Annotated in this window: 9 protein-coding genes; all 9 read left to right on the top strand. The window is 39.8% G+C overall.

Annotated elements, in window-relative coordinates:
• The first annotated feature begins 15 nt into the window (after positions 1–15).
• Positions 16–2,199, top strand: a complete 2,184-nt coding sequence (pcrA, locus tag EO113_RS02085) for a DNA helicase PcrA (RefSeq protein WP_127135431.1) — start codon at positions 16–18, stop codon at positions 2,197–2,199.
• A 12-nt stretch (positions 2,200–2,211) separates the two neighbouring features.
• Positions 2,212–4,200 carry an NAD-dependent DNA ligase LigA gene (gene ligA / locus EO113_RS02080; RefSeq protein ID WP_126940241.1) on the top strand — a complete coding sequence of 663 codons (1,989 nt, stop codon included), beginning with the start codon at positions 2,212–2,214 and terminating at the stop codon, positions 4,198–4,200.
• 67 nt (positions 4,201–4,267) lie between these two features.
• On the top strand, positions 4,268–4,720 hold the full coding sequence (locus EO113_RS02075) for a PaaI family thioesterase (protein ID WP_009354207.1): 453 nt from the start codon (positions 4,268–4,270) through the stop codon (positions 4,718–4,720).
• A gap of 17 nt (positions 4,721–4,737) precedes the next feature.
• Entirely contained in the window at positions 4,738–5,760 is a 1,023-nt protein-coding gene (gene pheS / locus EO113_RS02070; RefSeq protein ID WP_127135430.1) for a phenylalanine--tRNA ligase subunit alpha, read from the top strand.
• 9 nt (positions 5,761–5,769) lie between these two features.
• Complete coding sequence (gene pheT / locus EO113_RS02065) at positions 5,770–8,214, top strand: phenylalanine--tRNA ligase subunit beta (protein WP_127135429.1); 2,445 nt, start codon at positions 5,770–5,772, stop codon at positions 8,212–8,214.
• 73 nt (positions 8,215–8,287) lie between these two features.
• Entirely contained in the window at positions 8,288–10,741 is a 2,454-nt protein-coding gene (locus tag EO113_RS02060) for a DUF3656 domain-containing protein (RefSeq protein ID WP_127135428.1), read from the top strand.
• Entirely contained in the window at positions 10,741–13,116 is a 2,376-nt protein-coding gene (locus EO113_RS02055; RefSeq protein ID WP_127135427.1) for an endonuclease MutS2, read from the top strand. Before EO113_RS02060 ends, EO113_RS02055 begins: the two co-directional genes overlap by 1 nt.
• 95 nt (positions 13,117–13,211) lie before the next feature.
• Positions 13,212–15,314, top strand: a complete 2,103-nt coding sequence (locus EO113_RS02050) for a transglycosylase domain-containing protein (protein ID WP_127135426.1) — start codon at positions 13,212–13,214, stop codon at positions 15,312–15,314.
• A 14-nt stretch (positions 15,315–15,328) separates the two neighbouring features.
• Positions 15,329–16,537, top strand: coding sequence for a tyrosine--tRNA ligase (gene tyrS, locus EO113_RS02045; RefSeq protein ID WP_127135425.1), 1,209 nt, complete (start codon positions 15,329–15,331; stop codon positions 16,535–16,537).
• The last annotated feature ends 192 nt before the right edge of the window (positions 16,538–16,729 follow it).

The raw sequence follows: 16,729 nt of genomic DNA, 5'->3' as shown, positions 1-16,729 counted from the left end.
TGCAAGAGAGGTATTATGATATTTGACGGTTTAAATAAAGAGCAACAAGAGGCAGTATACGCAACTGAAGGGCCTCTTCTTATATTGGCTGGTGCTGGATCAGGTAAAACACGAGTGTTAACATATCGTATCGCCTATTTGTTGACACAAGGGGTAAGCCCCTATGAAATTTTAGCCATCACATTTACCAATAAAGCGGCTAAAGAAATGAAAGAACGTGTGGAAACCTTAGTAGGGGATACAGCACACCGTATTTGGCTTAGTACATTCCATTCCTTTTGTGCTAAATTTTTGCGCTTTGAACTAGATTCCTTCATGGGATACAGTAAAAACTTTTCCATCTACGATTCTAGTGATTCTCAAGCAGTTATTAAACAAGCAATTAAAGCACTAAATTTAGATGATAAATATTACCCTGTAGGGGCTATGCAATCACAGATTAGCGATGCAAAAAATAGAATGAAATTAGCTAAGGATTTCCGTAGTGAAGCTCGTGACTTTTATTCACAACAAGTGTCTAAGGTGTATGATTATTATGAAGCCGAATTGCGAAAAAATAACGCCTTAGATTTTGATGATTTATTGCTAGTAGCTGTTAAATTATTACAAGAAAATCCAGCCGTACTAGAAAAGTACAGTCATCGTTTCCGTTATATTATGATCGATGAGTATCAAGATACAAACCATGCACAGTATACATTAGCATCTTTATTAGCTTCTAAATGGAATAATTTATGCGTGGTAGGTGATGTGGATCAAAGTATCTATGCTTGGCGTGGTGCTGATATTCAAAATATCTTGGACTTTGAAAAAGATTATCCTAATGCGAAGATGATCAAATTGGAACAGAATTATCGTTCTACAAAAACGATTCTAGAGGCGGCTAATGCTGTAATTGATTACAATGAAGGACGCCCTGAAAAAGTCTTGTGGACAGATAAAGGAGAGGGTGCCAAAATTCGTCATTTTGAAGCTCAATCTGAACAAGAAGAAGGAGCTTTCATAGGAGATACCATAAAAAAACAAAAGGAAATTCACAATCGTAGGTATGGGGATATGGCTATTTTATATCGTACCAATGCCCAGTCTCGTGTGCTAGAAGAATCCATGATTAAACGTGGTATTCCTTATACAATGGTAGGAGGTACCAAGTTCTACGATCGTAAAGAAATCAAAGATATTTTGGCGTACTTGCGCATTTTAATCAACCCATTTGATGATATCTGCTTACAACGTATTATTAATGTGCCAAAACGTAGTATTGGATTAACTACAGTCGGTAAATTACAGGATTTTGCAAGAGAAACGAATAATTCACTATTTATGACATTGAGTCAATTGGACCAAATTCCTACTATAAAAGGTAAAACGAAAGAAAAGTTAGAAGATTTTATGGGTTTAATTTTTACCTTAGTCAACGAGGCTACAGAGCTTTCCGTACAAGGTATTATTGAGGCCGTATTAGATCGGACTGGATATGTAGTGGAACTAGAGAATAGTACAGACCCACAAGACCAAGCTCGGTTAGAAAATATTGGTGAGTTGGTATCGGTAGCCAAAGAGTTTATGGATACAAATCCAGAAGGTACTTTACAAGACTTTCTTGAGCAAGTAGCATTGGTGAATGATGTAGATTCCTTTGAACAAGAAGAGTCCAAAGTGACGTTAATGACTTTGCATGCTGCAAAGGGACTAGAGTTCCCCGTGGTATTCTTAGCTGGTTTAGAAGAAGGATTATTTCCGCATAGTCGTACCTTGATGAATCCTGAGGAAGTAGAAGAAGAACGCCGTATTGCCTACGTAGGGATTACGAGAGCCGAAGAAGAGCTATATGTATCTAATGCCACTACACGGACTGTATTTGGTAAAACTACAGGGTATTTACCATCTCGTTTTTTGAAAGAAATTCCTAGCGAACTCATGGAAGAAGTACGGACAAAACGAACTGTGAAGGAAGAATTACAACGAAATGTACCATTTCATCAATCTGTAGCGAATCGACCTGTTACAAAACCTATGATTCGAAATCCACAAGTAGTAGATTGGACTGTGGGAGATACTGCTATCCATGCTAAATGGGGTGAAGGAACTGTAGTGGATGTAGTTGGTGAAGGGGCCAATGTAAAATTAAAAATTGAGTTCCCTACACAGGGATTGCGACAAATTATGGCTAAGTTCGCTCCTATACGAAAAAAATAAGGAAATCATACAATGAGTATTCAAGAAGACATTCAACAATTACAAAAAGAATTAGCCCATCATGCGTATTTATATTATGTGAAAGATGCTCCCATTATTTCTGACTATGACTATGATGTATTATATCGAAAATTAGTAGAGTTAGAAACAGCACATCCAGAGTATATTGTGCCGACCTCTCCTACACAACGTGTGGGAGCCAAAGTGGAAGGAAGCTTTGAAAAAGTAGTACATGGACAACGAATGCTCAGCTTGAGCAATGTGTTTAATGATGCTGAAGTAGAACAATTTGGGGTGCGTTGTGAAAAAGAGTTGGGTCACGCGCCGCAATATGTAGTGGAATTAAAGATTGATGGCTTAGCGGTTAACTTACATTATGAAAATGGTCTCTTTGTACGTGCGGTCACACGTGGTGATGGTCGTGTAGGGGAAGATGTAACAGCTAATGTAAAAACCATTCAGTCTATTCCACTAATAATTGACAATGCGCCTCCTTTCATTGAAATTCGTGGAGAAGCCTATATGCCGCATAAGGAGTTCAAACGAATCAATGAAGAACGAGAGGAAGCTGGCTTACAAACATTTGTAAATCCTCGTAATGCCGCAGCAGGATCGTTGCGCCAACAAGATCCAGCCATTACGGCGAGTCGAAATTTAGACTTTTTTGCCTATGCGATTGGTTCATCAGAAGGATCTAACATACATACACAACAGGAATTATTAGAGCAACTCGAAGCTTTTAAATTTCATGTGAATCCTCATTATAAATTGTGTAGTTCCATCGTAGAGGTGATAGAACACATTCATTACTGGGATGTAGAACGTCACAATTTGCCATATGATACGGATGGAATGGTTATCAAAGTGAATGACTTTGAAGACCAAGAGACATTGGGGACCACAGCGAAGGACCCCAAATGGGCGACGGCCTTCAAGTATCCACCAGAAGAAGTGGAAACGATTGTGAAGGATATTACAATCAATGTAGGACGCACAGGGGTGTTGACGCCAACGGCAGAATTAGAATCTGTGTTCGTATCTGGTACGAATGTATCACGGGCAACTTTGCACAATGAAGATTTTATTAAAGAAAAAGACATTCGTATTGGTGATACGGTACGTATTCATAAAGCTGCAGAAATCATTCCAGAGGTAATTTCTGTGGTAGTAGATAAACGAAAATCGAATTCTGTGCCTTATGAAATGCCCAATGCTTGCCCGGTGTGTGAATCTCCTACGGTGCGCCGTGAAGGAGAAGTGGCTATTTATTGTAGTAATGAACATTGCCCAGCGGTAGAGAAGGAAGGTATCATTCACTTTGCATCCCGTGATGCCATGAACATTGATGGATTAGGTCCTAGTATTGTAGAAGCGCTAGTGACAAATCATCGTATTGAAACGGTAGTGGACTTGTATCATTTGAAGGAAGAGGATATTACATCCTTAGAGCGAATGGGCAAAAAGTCGGCCCAAAATTTACTAAAAGCGATTGACGATTCTAAACAACGCGGCTTAGGTCGAGTGTTATTTGGACTGGGTATACGTTTAATTGGTGCAAAAGCAGGGCAAACCATTGCGAAATACTTTACTTCCATTGATAGCTTAATGAATGCCACCATAGATGAGTTGACTAATATTGATGAAATAGGACCTACCATGGCGAAAAGTTTGGTAGAATATTTTGGAAATGAACGAAATCGCCAATTGATTGAAGGGTTACGTCATGCGGGAGTACGGTTAGAAGAGGAAGTGCAAGAAGCCGTTGGCAATGAACTGGAAGGACAGATCATTGTATTGACTGGTAAGCTTACTTCCATGGGACGTTCTGAAGCAGGGGCAATCCTAGAAGCTCATGGAGCGAAGGTAACAGGTTCTGTCAGTAAAAAAACTACTTTGGTCATTGCCGGTGATGATGCAGGTAGTAAACTAACGAAAGCAGAACAATTGGGTATCCCTGTGATGGATGAACAAGGATTATTAGATTTAATCAAGGATTTCTAAGCTATCTATTGATAATGAGGTAGACTTTCCTCTATAATAAAAAGATAATCTTAGAAAGGTTAGCTATATGGAACATAGAACATTATTAGAATACTTTCAAGAGCATACAAGTTCACATCCTTTTGAGGTGTTACATCACGTAACACTTAAGAATATGTCACCAGGACATGTGGAACTAGACTTTCACAGTGAAGAACAATTGCACAGTAATCCGCGAGGCGATGTGTATGGTGGGGTACATTTGAGTTTATCAGATTATCTTATGGGATTGGCTTGTATTACACTAGGAAAGCAAGTGACAACGGCACAAATTAATGGTAATTTTGTGAAATCACTGCCGAAAAATGCAAGAATCCGCGGTGTATCCAATGTGGAACACAAAGGTCAAAGTACAATGGTTACATCCTGTCGTTTGTATAATGATATGGGAGAACTTGTCTATATGGGAAGTGGAACGTTTATGGTTCTTGACGATTTGGTATTACCAGAATTGCCATGGTCGTTGTTAGATGAAGAATAGTTGGAGGATAGGAATCAATGAAAGAACAATTGCAAGCATTGCAAGAGAAAGCAATCGCCCAAATTCAAGGGGCTGCGAACTTGCAGGAATTACAAGATATTCGTGTTACCTATTTAGGTAAAAAGGGAGAAGTTACCTCCTTATTAAAAGGATTGGGCAAACTATCTCCAGAAGAGCGTCCTGCTATGGGGGCCTTGGTAAATACAGTGCGTGTAGCGTTGGAAGAAGCCTTAGATGAAGTACAACAACAAATGGAATCTGCTGTATTGGCAGCTAAATTAGAACAAGAAACTATTGATATTACATTACCAGGTCGTCCTGTTCGTAAAGGCCATTTACATCCATTAACAAAAATCAACGAAGAAATTGAACAGTTTTTTGTGTCTATGGGCTATGCTGTAGAAGAAGGTCCTGAAATTGAGTCAGACTATTTTAACTTTGAATGCTTGAATTTAGCTGCAGATCATCCAGCTCGTGATATGCAAGATTCTTTCTATATTACTGATTCCGTATTACTTCGTACCCATACATCTCCAGTGCAAGCAAGAACATTGCAAGGTAGTGAAAAAAATGCACCTATCCGTATGATTGCACCGGGAAAAGTATATCGTTGGGACTATGATGCCACACATTCTCCAGTATTCCATCAAGTAGAAGGTCTTGTTATCGATAAGAATATTACCTTCTCTGACTTGAAAGGAACATTGGAGTTGTTCTTGAAACACATGTTTGGTGAAGATACAGCTGTACGTTTCCGTACAAGTTTCTTCCCTTTCACAGAACCAAGTGCAGAAGTAGATATTTCTTGTTGCATGTGCCACGGTGAAGGATGCCGTGTATGCTCTCATACAGGGTGGTTAGAAATTCTTGGTTGCGGTATGGTACATCCTAATGTATTGAAATTGAATGGTTATGATCCAAATGAAGTACAAGGATTTGCCTTCGGTATGGGCGTAGAACGTATTGCAATGTTGAAATATGGTATTAATGATTTACGTTTATTCTATGAAAATGATAAACGTTTCTTAACGCAATTCTAGGAGGTTACCGTGAAAGCTAGTTTACAATGGATGAAAGACTATGTATCTGTGAATCTTGGCGAGAACCCTCAAGAATTTGCAGATGCCTTAACACAAGCTGGGATTCCAGTAGAAGAAGTGATCAACTGTGATACAGGTATTAAAAAAATCTATACAGGAAAAATTGTAGAAATTACAAAACATCCTGATGCAGATAAATTACAAGTGTGCCAAGTAGAATGCTTAACAGAAGAAGGTGAGCCGGTTACGAAACAAATCGTAACAGCAGCTACTAATGTGGCAGTGGGACAAATCGTTCCTGTAGCGTATCATAAATCTCGTTTAGCAGATGGTACAGAAATTAAAAAAGGCAAACTTCGTGGACAAACATCAGAAGGCATGTTCTGTTCTGTAGCAGAATTTGGCTTATCTACAGATGTAGTGTTACCAGAAGAAGCTACTGGTATTTATATCTTCCCTGAAGGTACAGCTATTGGACAAGATGTAAAAGAAGTACTAGGTCTTAATGATGTAGTCTATGAATTTGAGTTGACGCCAAACCGTGCAGATTGTTTTTCCATGGTTGGTTTAAGCCGTGAATTTGCCGTATTAGATAAAACAGAAGCTACATTCCCAGAGGTAACAGTGCAAGAAGAGGGACCATCCATTGAAGGTCGTTTGAATATTTCTATTGCTGATACAGAGTTATGCTCTCGTTTCATGGGACGTTTGATTGAAAATGTAAAAGTTCAAAAATCTCCATTATGGTTACAAAATCGTTTGCGTAATTGCGGTATTCGTCCTATTAATAATGTAGTGGACGTAACGAACTATGTAATGTTGGAATTAGGTCAACCAATGCATGCTTACGACTATGATCATCTATATGGACATAGTTTAGTAGCGCGTAAAGCTACAGAGGGAGAAGTGATTCAAACCTTGGATAGCAATGATCGTACATTAGCAAACACTATGCTAGTTATCGCTGATACTGACCGTCCTGTAGGGGTGGCTGGTGTCATGGGTGGTGCTGATAGTGAAGTATCCAATGAAACAACAACGGTTGTATTGGAAGCTGCTGTATTTAATGGAGCTTCTATTCGTCGTACCTCTCGTGCATTAGGCTTGCGCTCTGAAGCATCTGGTCGTTTTGAACGTGGTGTGAATAGCGAAGTTACACCACTAGCTTTAGATCGGGCAGCACAATTGTTATTGGATATTACACCAGGTGCTGTAGTAGCAAAAGGTGTGGTTGATGTATATGCAGCACCAAAAGAAGTGCGTACAGTGTCTTTCACGAGTGAAGCTGTGAATTCGTATTTAGGTACTAATATTGCAGAAGAAGAGATGATCACTATCCTAACAACTTTATCCTTCGACGTGAAAGTTGATGGTGAGGCCTTAGTGGCTACTATTCCATCTTGGCGTGATGATGTAACAGGCATGCCAGATATTGCAGAAGAAGTAGCACGCATTCACAACTATGATAATATTGCACCTACTACGCCATTGGCACGAATCCAAACGGGAACAGTATCTCCTATGCATGCCTTAGTACATGATGTGAAACATGCTTTGGCTGAAGCTGGTTTAGATGAAATTATTACTTTTAGTTTCATGCATAAAGATAGTTTGCAAGATTTGTTAATTCCTGAAACAGATAGCAGACATCAAGCGATTCCTATTCTAAACCCAATTTCTGAAGAGTTTCCGGTGATGCGTACTACTTTAGTACCTAGCGTCTTAGAAACAGCAAAACGCAATGTAGCTCAAAAGAATTTAGATTTAGCCGTTTTTGAAGTAGCTGCTGTGTATGAGCCTAAGGCATTGCCGCTTACAGAATTGCCAAACGAACGGATGATGGCAGCAGGGGTTATCCTAGGCAAATGGGATCGCCAAGAATGGAATGTAGCGGCTAGAAATGTAGACTTCTATGATCTAAAAGGTATCATTGAATCTGTACTCGCTAATCTTGGTGTTGAAAATTATGCAATTAGCCGTAGTAAAGAATATTACTTACATCCAGGTGTGAGTGCTAGTATCTCCGTAGAGGGTGTTGAAATAGTACGCTTTGGTGAACTACATCCACAAGTAGCAAGTCATTATGGCATTAGTGGTAAAGCATATTTATTTGAAATGGATTTAGAAGCATTGTTACAAGTGAACCGCAAAGGAATTTCTTTTACAGCAATTTCTAAATTCCCTGGTACTAGTCGTGACTTAGCGATTGTAGCACCAAAAGAAGTGCAAGCTATTGATGTGTTAGAAGTGATGAAACGAGAAGGCGGCGAATATCTTGAGAGTGTTCGTATCTTTGACGTATACGAAGGAGAACATATCCAAGAAGGATATCGTAGCTTAGCCTATACCTTGTCTTTCCGTTCTCATGAAGGTACATTAGTAGATGCTGATATTGAAGATAGAATCCAAGCTATGTTAGCAAAATTAGCAGACAAAGGTTGCACTTTACGATAATACGTAAATCCTACGGGATGTAACAATCGGTCATCTCTCTTATGGGATGACCGATTTATTATAAGGAGTTGTGATGGAATTATTAGCCCCAGCAGGGACAATGGAAAACTTTATGGCCGCCCTTGAAGCAGGGGCTGATGCCATTTATTTAGGCGGTAAGGTCTTTAATGCGCGATCTCATGCGGGAAATTTTGACTATGATGAATTGCGTGAGGCTTTGCGATTAGCCCATATATTACAGGTGGGTATCTATGTAACGGTGAATATCTTGGTAGGTGACCGTGAAAGTAAAGCCTTAGCAGAGCATCTACGGGAACTAGAACGCATTGGTGTAGATGGCATTATTGTACAAGATCTTGGTGTTGCAAGAATAGCGCGTCAAGTAGCGCCTACCTTAGAGCTTCATGGTAGTACACAAATGACAGCTACTAATTTGGAGACTGTACAATTTTTAGAACGATTGGGGTTTACTCGAGTTGTCTTATCTAGAGAATTGAGCTTAGATGAAATTCGTCATATTTGTAAACATGCGAAGGCTGAAATTGAAGTGTTTATTCATGGAGCGCTTTGTATTTCCTACTCTGGACAATGTTTGATGAGTAGTTTCATTGGTGGACGTAGTGGCAACCGTGGGTCTTGTGCCCAACCATGTCGCTTGCCATACCAATTGGTTACTTTAGATGGTGAACAAATTACTCATGATAAAGAGACCTATATCATGAGTCCTAAGGACTTAAACTATAGTGCGTATATGAAAGAGCTCATCGAAGCAGGTGTAGCTTCATTCAAAGTAGAAGGACGCATGAAAAAGGTATCCTATGTGCATGAAGTTATCGGTACATATCGGACTATTATCGATAGATCTGGACAAGCCACAGAGGCAGATTTTACTCGCTTAGAAGAAGGATTTAATCGTGGGTTCTCTACGGCTTATTTAGAAAATAATGGTTCCAAGTCTATGATGACCATCAGTGCGCCTAACCATTTAGGGAAATACTTGGGAGAAGGACAGGTTAAAGGCCGTACGTTATCCTTGCGCACTAAGGAGGCTGTGGCGGAAGGTGACTTGCTGAAAGTCATTGCCCATACGGGAGATGTGCACTATATTACGGTGACGGCGGATATGACTTCCGATCGTGATATGTATCGGATTCCACTTACGGAAAGTATTAGTGCAGGCAAGGTCTATCGTGCCAGTCAAGGGGGATATACGAAACAACGAGGCTTAAAAGATTTTACTCGTAAATACAAATCCTATATGTTCTTACATGGTGAAGAAGGTAGTACTGTGTCATTGACGATGATGTTAGATTCTGGTCAAACGGTAACAGTCACTGATGAATATGTATTACAAATGGCTAATCATAAACCTACTTCTGTGGAGAAAATTACAGAACAATTAGGTCGATTAGGGAATACTTTATTTGAGTTAGATCATGTGACGGTTCCAGAAGGTTCTTTCATGTGGCCTAGCAGTGTCTTAAATAGTCTTCGTAGACATGCTGTGGAGGCTATGGAAGAATTTCTAATAGAACAATACGTGGCATCATGGGAAGCACGTAAAGCGAACTTGCCCACAGGGATGGAATTATTAGGAGATATGACAAAAACTGTGGGGCAGGTCTTAGGATTTACACAGGCGCATGCCCTAGAATCTAATACAAAACAATTAGAAATCTTAGTGGAATCCTTAGAAGGCCTGCAGCAGGCGGTCATAACGCCAGTAGACCGTATTGTGTTTGGCGATCCATTACACAGAATTCCAGTAGCATATCCTGTATATGAAGAAGTTGTACAGATTTGTCGCGAGGCTAACAAAGAAATTATATTTAGTACCCCAAGGGTGATTAAGGATAATGAAAGTACAACCTTTAGGGATATGGTAAATCATATGGTACAAGCCAATCCAGATGGGATTCGAGTACATTTCTTAGGGGCTTTGGAGGTATTACATCAACTGGGATATACAGGTGTGGTGGAAGGTGATACAGGATTGCAAACCTTTAACTCTCACACCTTGGGCATACTTAATGACTTAGGATTTAGTACTGTCAATGTGTCCTTAGAGGCTACCTTGCATCAAATGAATACGATGGCAAGTAAAAATATTATGCCTATTGGAGCTATTGTGCAAGGCCGTGTAGAATTGATGATTTCTGAGTATTGTCCTATCAGCAGTTTTGCCGGTACAGGTTATAAACGAGGTTGTCCTGTGGTATGTACGAAACAAGACTATGCTTTGCAAGATAGAAAGGGTGAACTATTTCCAATTTATACAGATCCATTCTGTCGTACCCATATTATGAATAGCCGTGAGTTAGATATGAAAAGCTATATCGATGACTTACGACGTTCTGGGTTACAACGATTGGTTATTGATGGAAGACAACGAAGTCCTAAATGGATTGCTAACGAGGTAAGTATGTATCGTCAATTACTAGAAGGGACTGTGAAAGCACCGAGCAAAGAAGGAGCTACTCATATCACACGAGGACACTTTTTTAAAGGAATTTTAGGGGAATCATAATGAATAGTGAACAAGTCTTAGACTTTCAACATATACGGCAAAAGCTGGCAGATGTGTGTTCCTCTGCCATAGCTAAAGAATATGCACTGAATTTGCAACCTATGCACAACCGTCAAAAAATTGAAGATGCCCTAGATGAAACTGTGGAAGCTATGCGCTCCTTAGAGCAAGAAGTGGAGCAACCCATCAGTGGCACGAAAGATATTCGTACAACTTGTACGAAAAGTCGTAAAGAAATTATTTTGACTCGTGAAGAGCTTTGGGACTTGCATACCACTATCTTGGCATATAATCGGATGCATCGCTTTTTTAAAGAAAAATATTTGCTCTATCCATTACTATCTTTATGGGTACAGGATTTGCCTAGTCACGATAAGCTGACCAAGCGCTTTGAACGAACTTTTGATGCCTACGGTATATTATTAGATAGTGCTACACCGAAACTACAACAGTTGCGTATGACCATGAGCCGCACCAAAAATGCTATCAAAAATGACCTACAAAGAATATTGCAGGACAAGGACAATCAAAAATACTTCCAAGAAGCTATCGTTACTATGCGTAATAATCGTTACGTGATTCCTGTTAAACAAGAATATCGAGGAGCATTTCCTGGTCTTATCCATGATAGATCAGCTACAGGTGCCACATTATATATTGAACCTATGCGATTGGTAGACTTAAATAATGAATTGCAAGAAGCTACCTTGGCAGAAGAACAAGAAGTACTTCGTATCTATAAAGAATTAACAGAACTCGTACGAGCTCATGCAGATACATTATTGGATGCTTGTAAACGTGTATCCCATGTAGAATTTGTCTATGGAAAAGCAGAATTAGCCATACGGATGAAAGCTGTCCGTGCCACGATTAGTCAAGGTCGAGAAGTGAATTTACTACAAGCTCGCCATCCTATGCTCGCACCTAATGTGGTAGTGCCTACTACCATTACGTTGGGGTCGAAGTATCGTATTTTGTTGATTACAGGTTCCAATACTGGTGGTAAAACAGTGTCGTTGAAAACATTGGGATTGTTGGCATTAATGAACCAAAGTGGCTTGTGTATTCCTGCGGACAGTGGGTCTACGTTACCAATCTTTCACCATGTCTATGCGGACATTGGAGATGAACAAAGCATTGAAGCTAGCTTGAGTACATTCTCTGCCCATATGTCGCAGGTAATTCGGATACTGAAAAAGGTAGGACCAAATGATTTAGTATTATTAGATGAATTAGGTTCTGGTACGGATCCAGAAGAAGGAAGTGCCTTAGGGATTGCTATTATTGAATACTTCCGCAAAAAGGGAGCACTCATGATGGTGAGCACCCACTATAATGAACTGAAAACCTATGCTTATCAAACGGAAGGTGTTGAAAATGGGCATGTGGAATTTGATGAAAGAACTTTACGTCCCACATACCGTTTACATATTGGCGTAGCAGGTAGTTCACATGCACTTAGTATTGCGGCTCGCTTAGGGTTACCGCAAGAGGTGGTGGATTTAGCTCGCAAACAATGGGAATTGAACGGACGTAGCGCTATGGAAGATATGCTCCGCGAGTTAAACCAAGAGCTTAGAAAGACCCAAGAGCGAGAGCGAGCTTTGAAAAAGGAACAAGAAGAAGTGCGTCGTATGCGTACCCAAGTGATACGAGATAAAAAAACATTACAGGATAAGAAAAAGGTCATCTTAGAAAAAGCTCGTGAAGAAGCACAAAATATGAAACGTTCTGTACGTATTGAAAGTGAACAAATCATCAAAGAGTTAAAAGGTTCTTTCAATGAGACGGATAAGCAAAAGCGTCAGGATGCTATTTCTAAAGCTAGAAAAGGCGTATCCAATGTAGCTGTCCCTAGTGGTGTTATAGAAAAACGAGAACATTTAGATGTGAGTAAGGTAAAAGTAGGAGATGTAGTGTTCCTAGATAATCTACAATCGTTAGGTACTATACTCGTTATTCAAGGGAAACGGATTCAAGTAGATATGAATGGACTTACGGTGACAGTGAAAGAAAAAGATCTATTAGCAGCCACTCGTGAGGAAGCTAGTGCTTTATTACGTAAAGAAAATCCTGTACCTATGTCCAATCGTCAACGCAAACGTTCTGGTATGGCTGTGATTCGTCAACAACAAGCATCGACAGAACTTAATATCATTGGAAAGACTGTGGATGAAGCCATTGTAGAAGTAGGACGTTTTATTGACCAAGCCATACTAGCCGGATTAAATTCAGTTCGTATCGTTCATGGCAAAGGAACGGGAGCATTACGTGCGGGGGTTCATGATTATTTACGAACCTTACCAGGAATTAAAAGTTATGACCTAGCTAGTTTAGACGAGGGTGGTGCAGGTGCTACAACGGTTATCCTATAGTAGGGTTTAGAGGAATTCGATTTGTACAAACATCAGCAAATAGAGTATAATTAAGGGTGTTCTATAGGAAATAAAGAGCTTTAGAGAGGTGACATATGAATCCTAGTTCATCAAGAGCAATTCCTCCGAGGAGACGAGTTGTCAAAAAGAAACCAGTGAAGAAAAAATCATCATGGAAACGTTCCTTTTGGTTATTCTTCATCTTATTTATATTAATTGTTGCAGGAGCAGGGTGTGGATTTTTAGGTGCCACCATGTCTTCTTTGCCTGATGTAGCGAATGTAAAACCTGCGGCATCATCTCAAATTTATGATGCCAATGGAGATTTGATCACTACTGTTCATTCAGAGGAAAATCGTGTACCAGTCAAGTTGGCTACGATTCCTAAGAAACTTCAAAATGCGTTTATTGCTACAGAAGATAATCGTTTTTATAGTCATCACGGTATCGACCCTATTGGTATCTTGCGTGCTATATGGGTTAATATTGTTCACGATGGTGTGACAGAAGGTGGTTCTACGATTACCCAACAATTAGCTAGAAATGCATTCCTAACCCAAGATCGTACTTTCAAACGAAAGATTATGGAAGCTTTATTGGCTTTACGTATTGAACAACGCTATACCAAAGATGAAATTCTAGAAATGTATATGAACCAAATTTACTTTGGTCAAGGTGCGTATGGAGTGCAAACTGCATCTCATGTTTATTTTGGTAAAGATGTACAAGATTTATCGCTAGCGCAAATGGCAATTCTAGCAGGCTTGCCACAAAGTCCTAACTACTATTCTCCATTTAATAATCTAAAAGCTGCAAAAGCGCGTCAAGCTGTTGTATTAGGACAAATGGTAAAATATGAATATTTATCACAAGCGGATGCAGATGAGGCAAAGAATGCTGATATACAGTTGCTAGATAAACCGCAATCTTCTAATGGATATGGTAGTATGAGTTACTTTGTTAACTATGTGATTAACGAAGTATCGGAACGTTATGGTGATAATGCAATTTATAAAGAAGGCATGAAAATCTATACCACTATCGATATGAAAGCACAACGTGCAGCAGAAAAAGCGATGGAAAACTTGCCGGATTACTATACCGATGCAAATGGTTTACGCCAGCCACAAGGGGCATTGATTTCTATCAACCCTCATGATGGACATATTGTGGCTATGGTTGGGGGTAGAGGAAATGACTCTTTTAATCGCGCTACTATGGCGGTACGTCAACCGGGCTCATCTTTCAAGCCATTTGTGTACTTAGTAGCACTTAAACATGGTGATAATCCAGGGACTGTGTATGTGGATAAACCGTCGGAGTTCCATGGTTGGAAACCGCAAAACTATTCGCGTAAACACTACGGTGCCATGACGATGCGTAATGCTGTGGCTCATTCCAATAACGTAGTAGCTGTATTGGCAGCTGATAAAGTGGGTATGTCCAACGTGCTAGACTTAGCAGAAAAAATGGGTATTACCACATTGGATAAAAAAGGGGATGATAACTTAGCCGTAGCCTTAGGTGGTTTAACAAAAGGTGTGACACCAATAGACATGGCTGTGGCGTACGGTGTTCTTGCCAATAATGGTGTGAAAGTTAAACCAGTGGCAATTACAAAAATTGTAGACCGCAATAACAATATTGTAGAAGAATCATCCATTGAAGAAACTCGTGTAGTAGAACCTAAATACGCCTACATAATGACGAATATGTTGGAATCTGTTATTAAATATGGTACAGGTGGTAATGCTTATTTTGGCCGTCCTGCAGCGGGTAAAACGGGAACTACAGACGAAGAAAAAGATGCTTGGTTTGCTGGATATACGCCTGATTTAGTCACAGTTGTTTGGATGGGTGACGATAGTGGTTCTGAAACATTACATGGTACCACAGGGGCTCAAACGCCAGCGATTATCTGGAGACAATATATGCAAGCAGCCTTGGCTGATACACCTGCATCAAACTTTACCGTGCCAGATGGGGTAGGCCCAGAGGCATATGCGGGTAATACAAACCCAGCTACAGATAAGAAAAAAGATGACAAAGATAAAAAAGATAAAGATAAGAAAGATGGAGACGGAGATTTAGATAACGATGATGGTACAACATCAAATGATGAGAGTCCTTCTAAATCAAAAAGTAATAAAGGGAAAGACCCAGTTATTGCTCCAAAATCCTCTAAAAGTTCACAGTAATATAGGAGATAATTATGATTAGTGCAGCAGAACAGTTTCGCCTCATTTCCCGTGGGGTAGCTGATCTTTTACCGGAAGATGAATTTAAAAAGAAATTAGAGAAGGCTGTAGCAACCAATACGCCATTGATTGTTAAATTGGGCTTGGATCCAACAGCACCAGATATCCATTTAGGTCATACTGTTGTGTTGCGCAAGCTAAAACTGTTCCAAGATTTTGGTCATAAAGTCATCATCCTTATTGGTGATTTTACGGCTCGTATCGGTGACCCTACGGGTAAAAGTGTAACACGTCCACCGTTGACGGAAGAACAAGTCATTACGAATGCAAAAACATACCAAGAGCAAATTTTCAAAGTCTTAGACCCTGCTAAAACAGAAGTGCGCTTTAATAGTGAATGGTTAAGCAAATTAGATTTTGCTGATGTATTGAAGCTAGCTTCTAAATATACAGTAGCTCGTATGTTGGAACGGGATGATTTTCATAAACGGTATACAGAAGGTCGACCAATTAGCATTCATGAGTTCATGTATCCATTGATGCAAGGGTATGATTCTATTGCTTTGAAAGCTGATGTGGAATTTGGTGGTACTGACCAAACTTTCAACTTGTTGATGGGTCGTCATCTACAAGGCGAAGAAGGCATGCCAGAGCAAACAATCATCACGATGCCGATTTTAGAAGGCCTTGATGGGGTTCAAAAAATGAGTAAATCCCTTGGCAACTACATTGGTATTAGCGAGGCTCCTTCTGAAATGTATGGTAAAGCCATGTCTATTCCAGATGAATTGATGATGCGTTATTTCATGTTGGTAACAGACATGAGCATTGAAGAACAAGAACAACTCAGTAAAGATTTAGAGTCTGGTGCAGCCCATCCTAGAGATGTAAAAATGAAATTGGCTCATACTATCGTTCGCCTATATCATGGAGAAGAAGCTGCCAATTTTGGACAAGATGAGTTTGTGCGTGTGTTCCAAAAACATGCGATGCCAACAGATATTCCAGAATATAAAGTGGCAATAACAGAAGAACCTGTGTTTGTACCACAATTACTATCTGATGCAGGCTTAACAGCAAGCAATGGGGAAGCAAGACGATCCATTAAAGCTGGAGCTTTCAAAATCGATGGTGAAAAATGCAACGAAGAACATATCGTATTGAAAGATGGTATGGTATTGCAAGTTGGAAAACGGAAATTCATCAAAATCGTCTCTTGTTAGTCTATATAGCCTGTGGCGTTTTTAACTAAATAAGATAAAGGGAAGACCGTAACACACCCCTTCTCAAACTATACAGTGGTTATGTTTGTTCAGGGGTATGTTACGGTCTTCTTGTGTTTGAGTGATTTAGGTAGTAAAAGACGCCATAAGGCTACTACATCTAACTGCGTTCCTCTGAGGTTTTAGAGCACG

The organism is Veillonella sp. 3913, from assembly GCF_003992235.1.
In the GTDB taxonomy this organism is placed as follows: domain Bacteria; phylum Bacillota; class Negativicutes; order Veillonellales; family Veillonellaceae; genus F0422.
Note: the sequence above shows the minus strand (reverse complement) of the source record. Positions and strands in the feature narration are given on the sequence as shown.

Coding starts and splice junctions, on each gene's coding strand:
- ligA (WP_126940241.1), top strand. CDS start 2,212: ATGAGTATTCAAGAAGACATTCAACAATTACAAAAAGAATTAGCCCAT.
- pheS (WP_127135430.1), top strand. CDS start 4,738: ATGAAAGAACAATTGCAAGCATTGCAAGAGAAAGCAATCGCCCAAATT.
- EO113_RS02050 (WP_127135426.1), top strand. CDS start 13,212: ATGAATCCTAGTTCATCAAGAGCAATTCCTCCGAGGAGACGAGTTGTC.
- pcrA (WP_127135431.1), top strand. CDS start 16: ATGATATTTGACGGTTTAAATAAAGAGCAACAAGAGGCAGTATACGCA.
- EO113_RS02075 (WP_009354207.1), top strand. CDS start 4,268: ATGGAACATAGAACATTATTAGAATACTTTCAAGAGCATACAAGTTCA.
- tyrS (WP_127135425.1), top strand. CDS start 15,329: ATGATTAGTGCAGCAGAACAGTTTCGCCTCATTTCCCGTGGGGTAGCT.
- EO113_RS02060 (WP_127135428.1), top strand. CDS start 8,288: ATGGAATTATTAGCCCCAGCAGGGACAATGGAAAACTTTATGGCCGCC.
- EO113_RS02055 (WP_127135427.1), top strand. CDS start 10,741: ATGAATAGTGAACAAGTCTTAGACTTTCAACATATACGGCAAAAGCTG.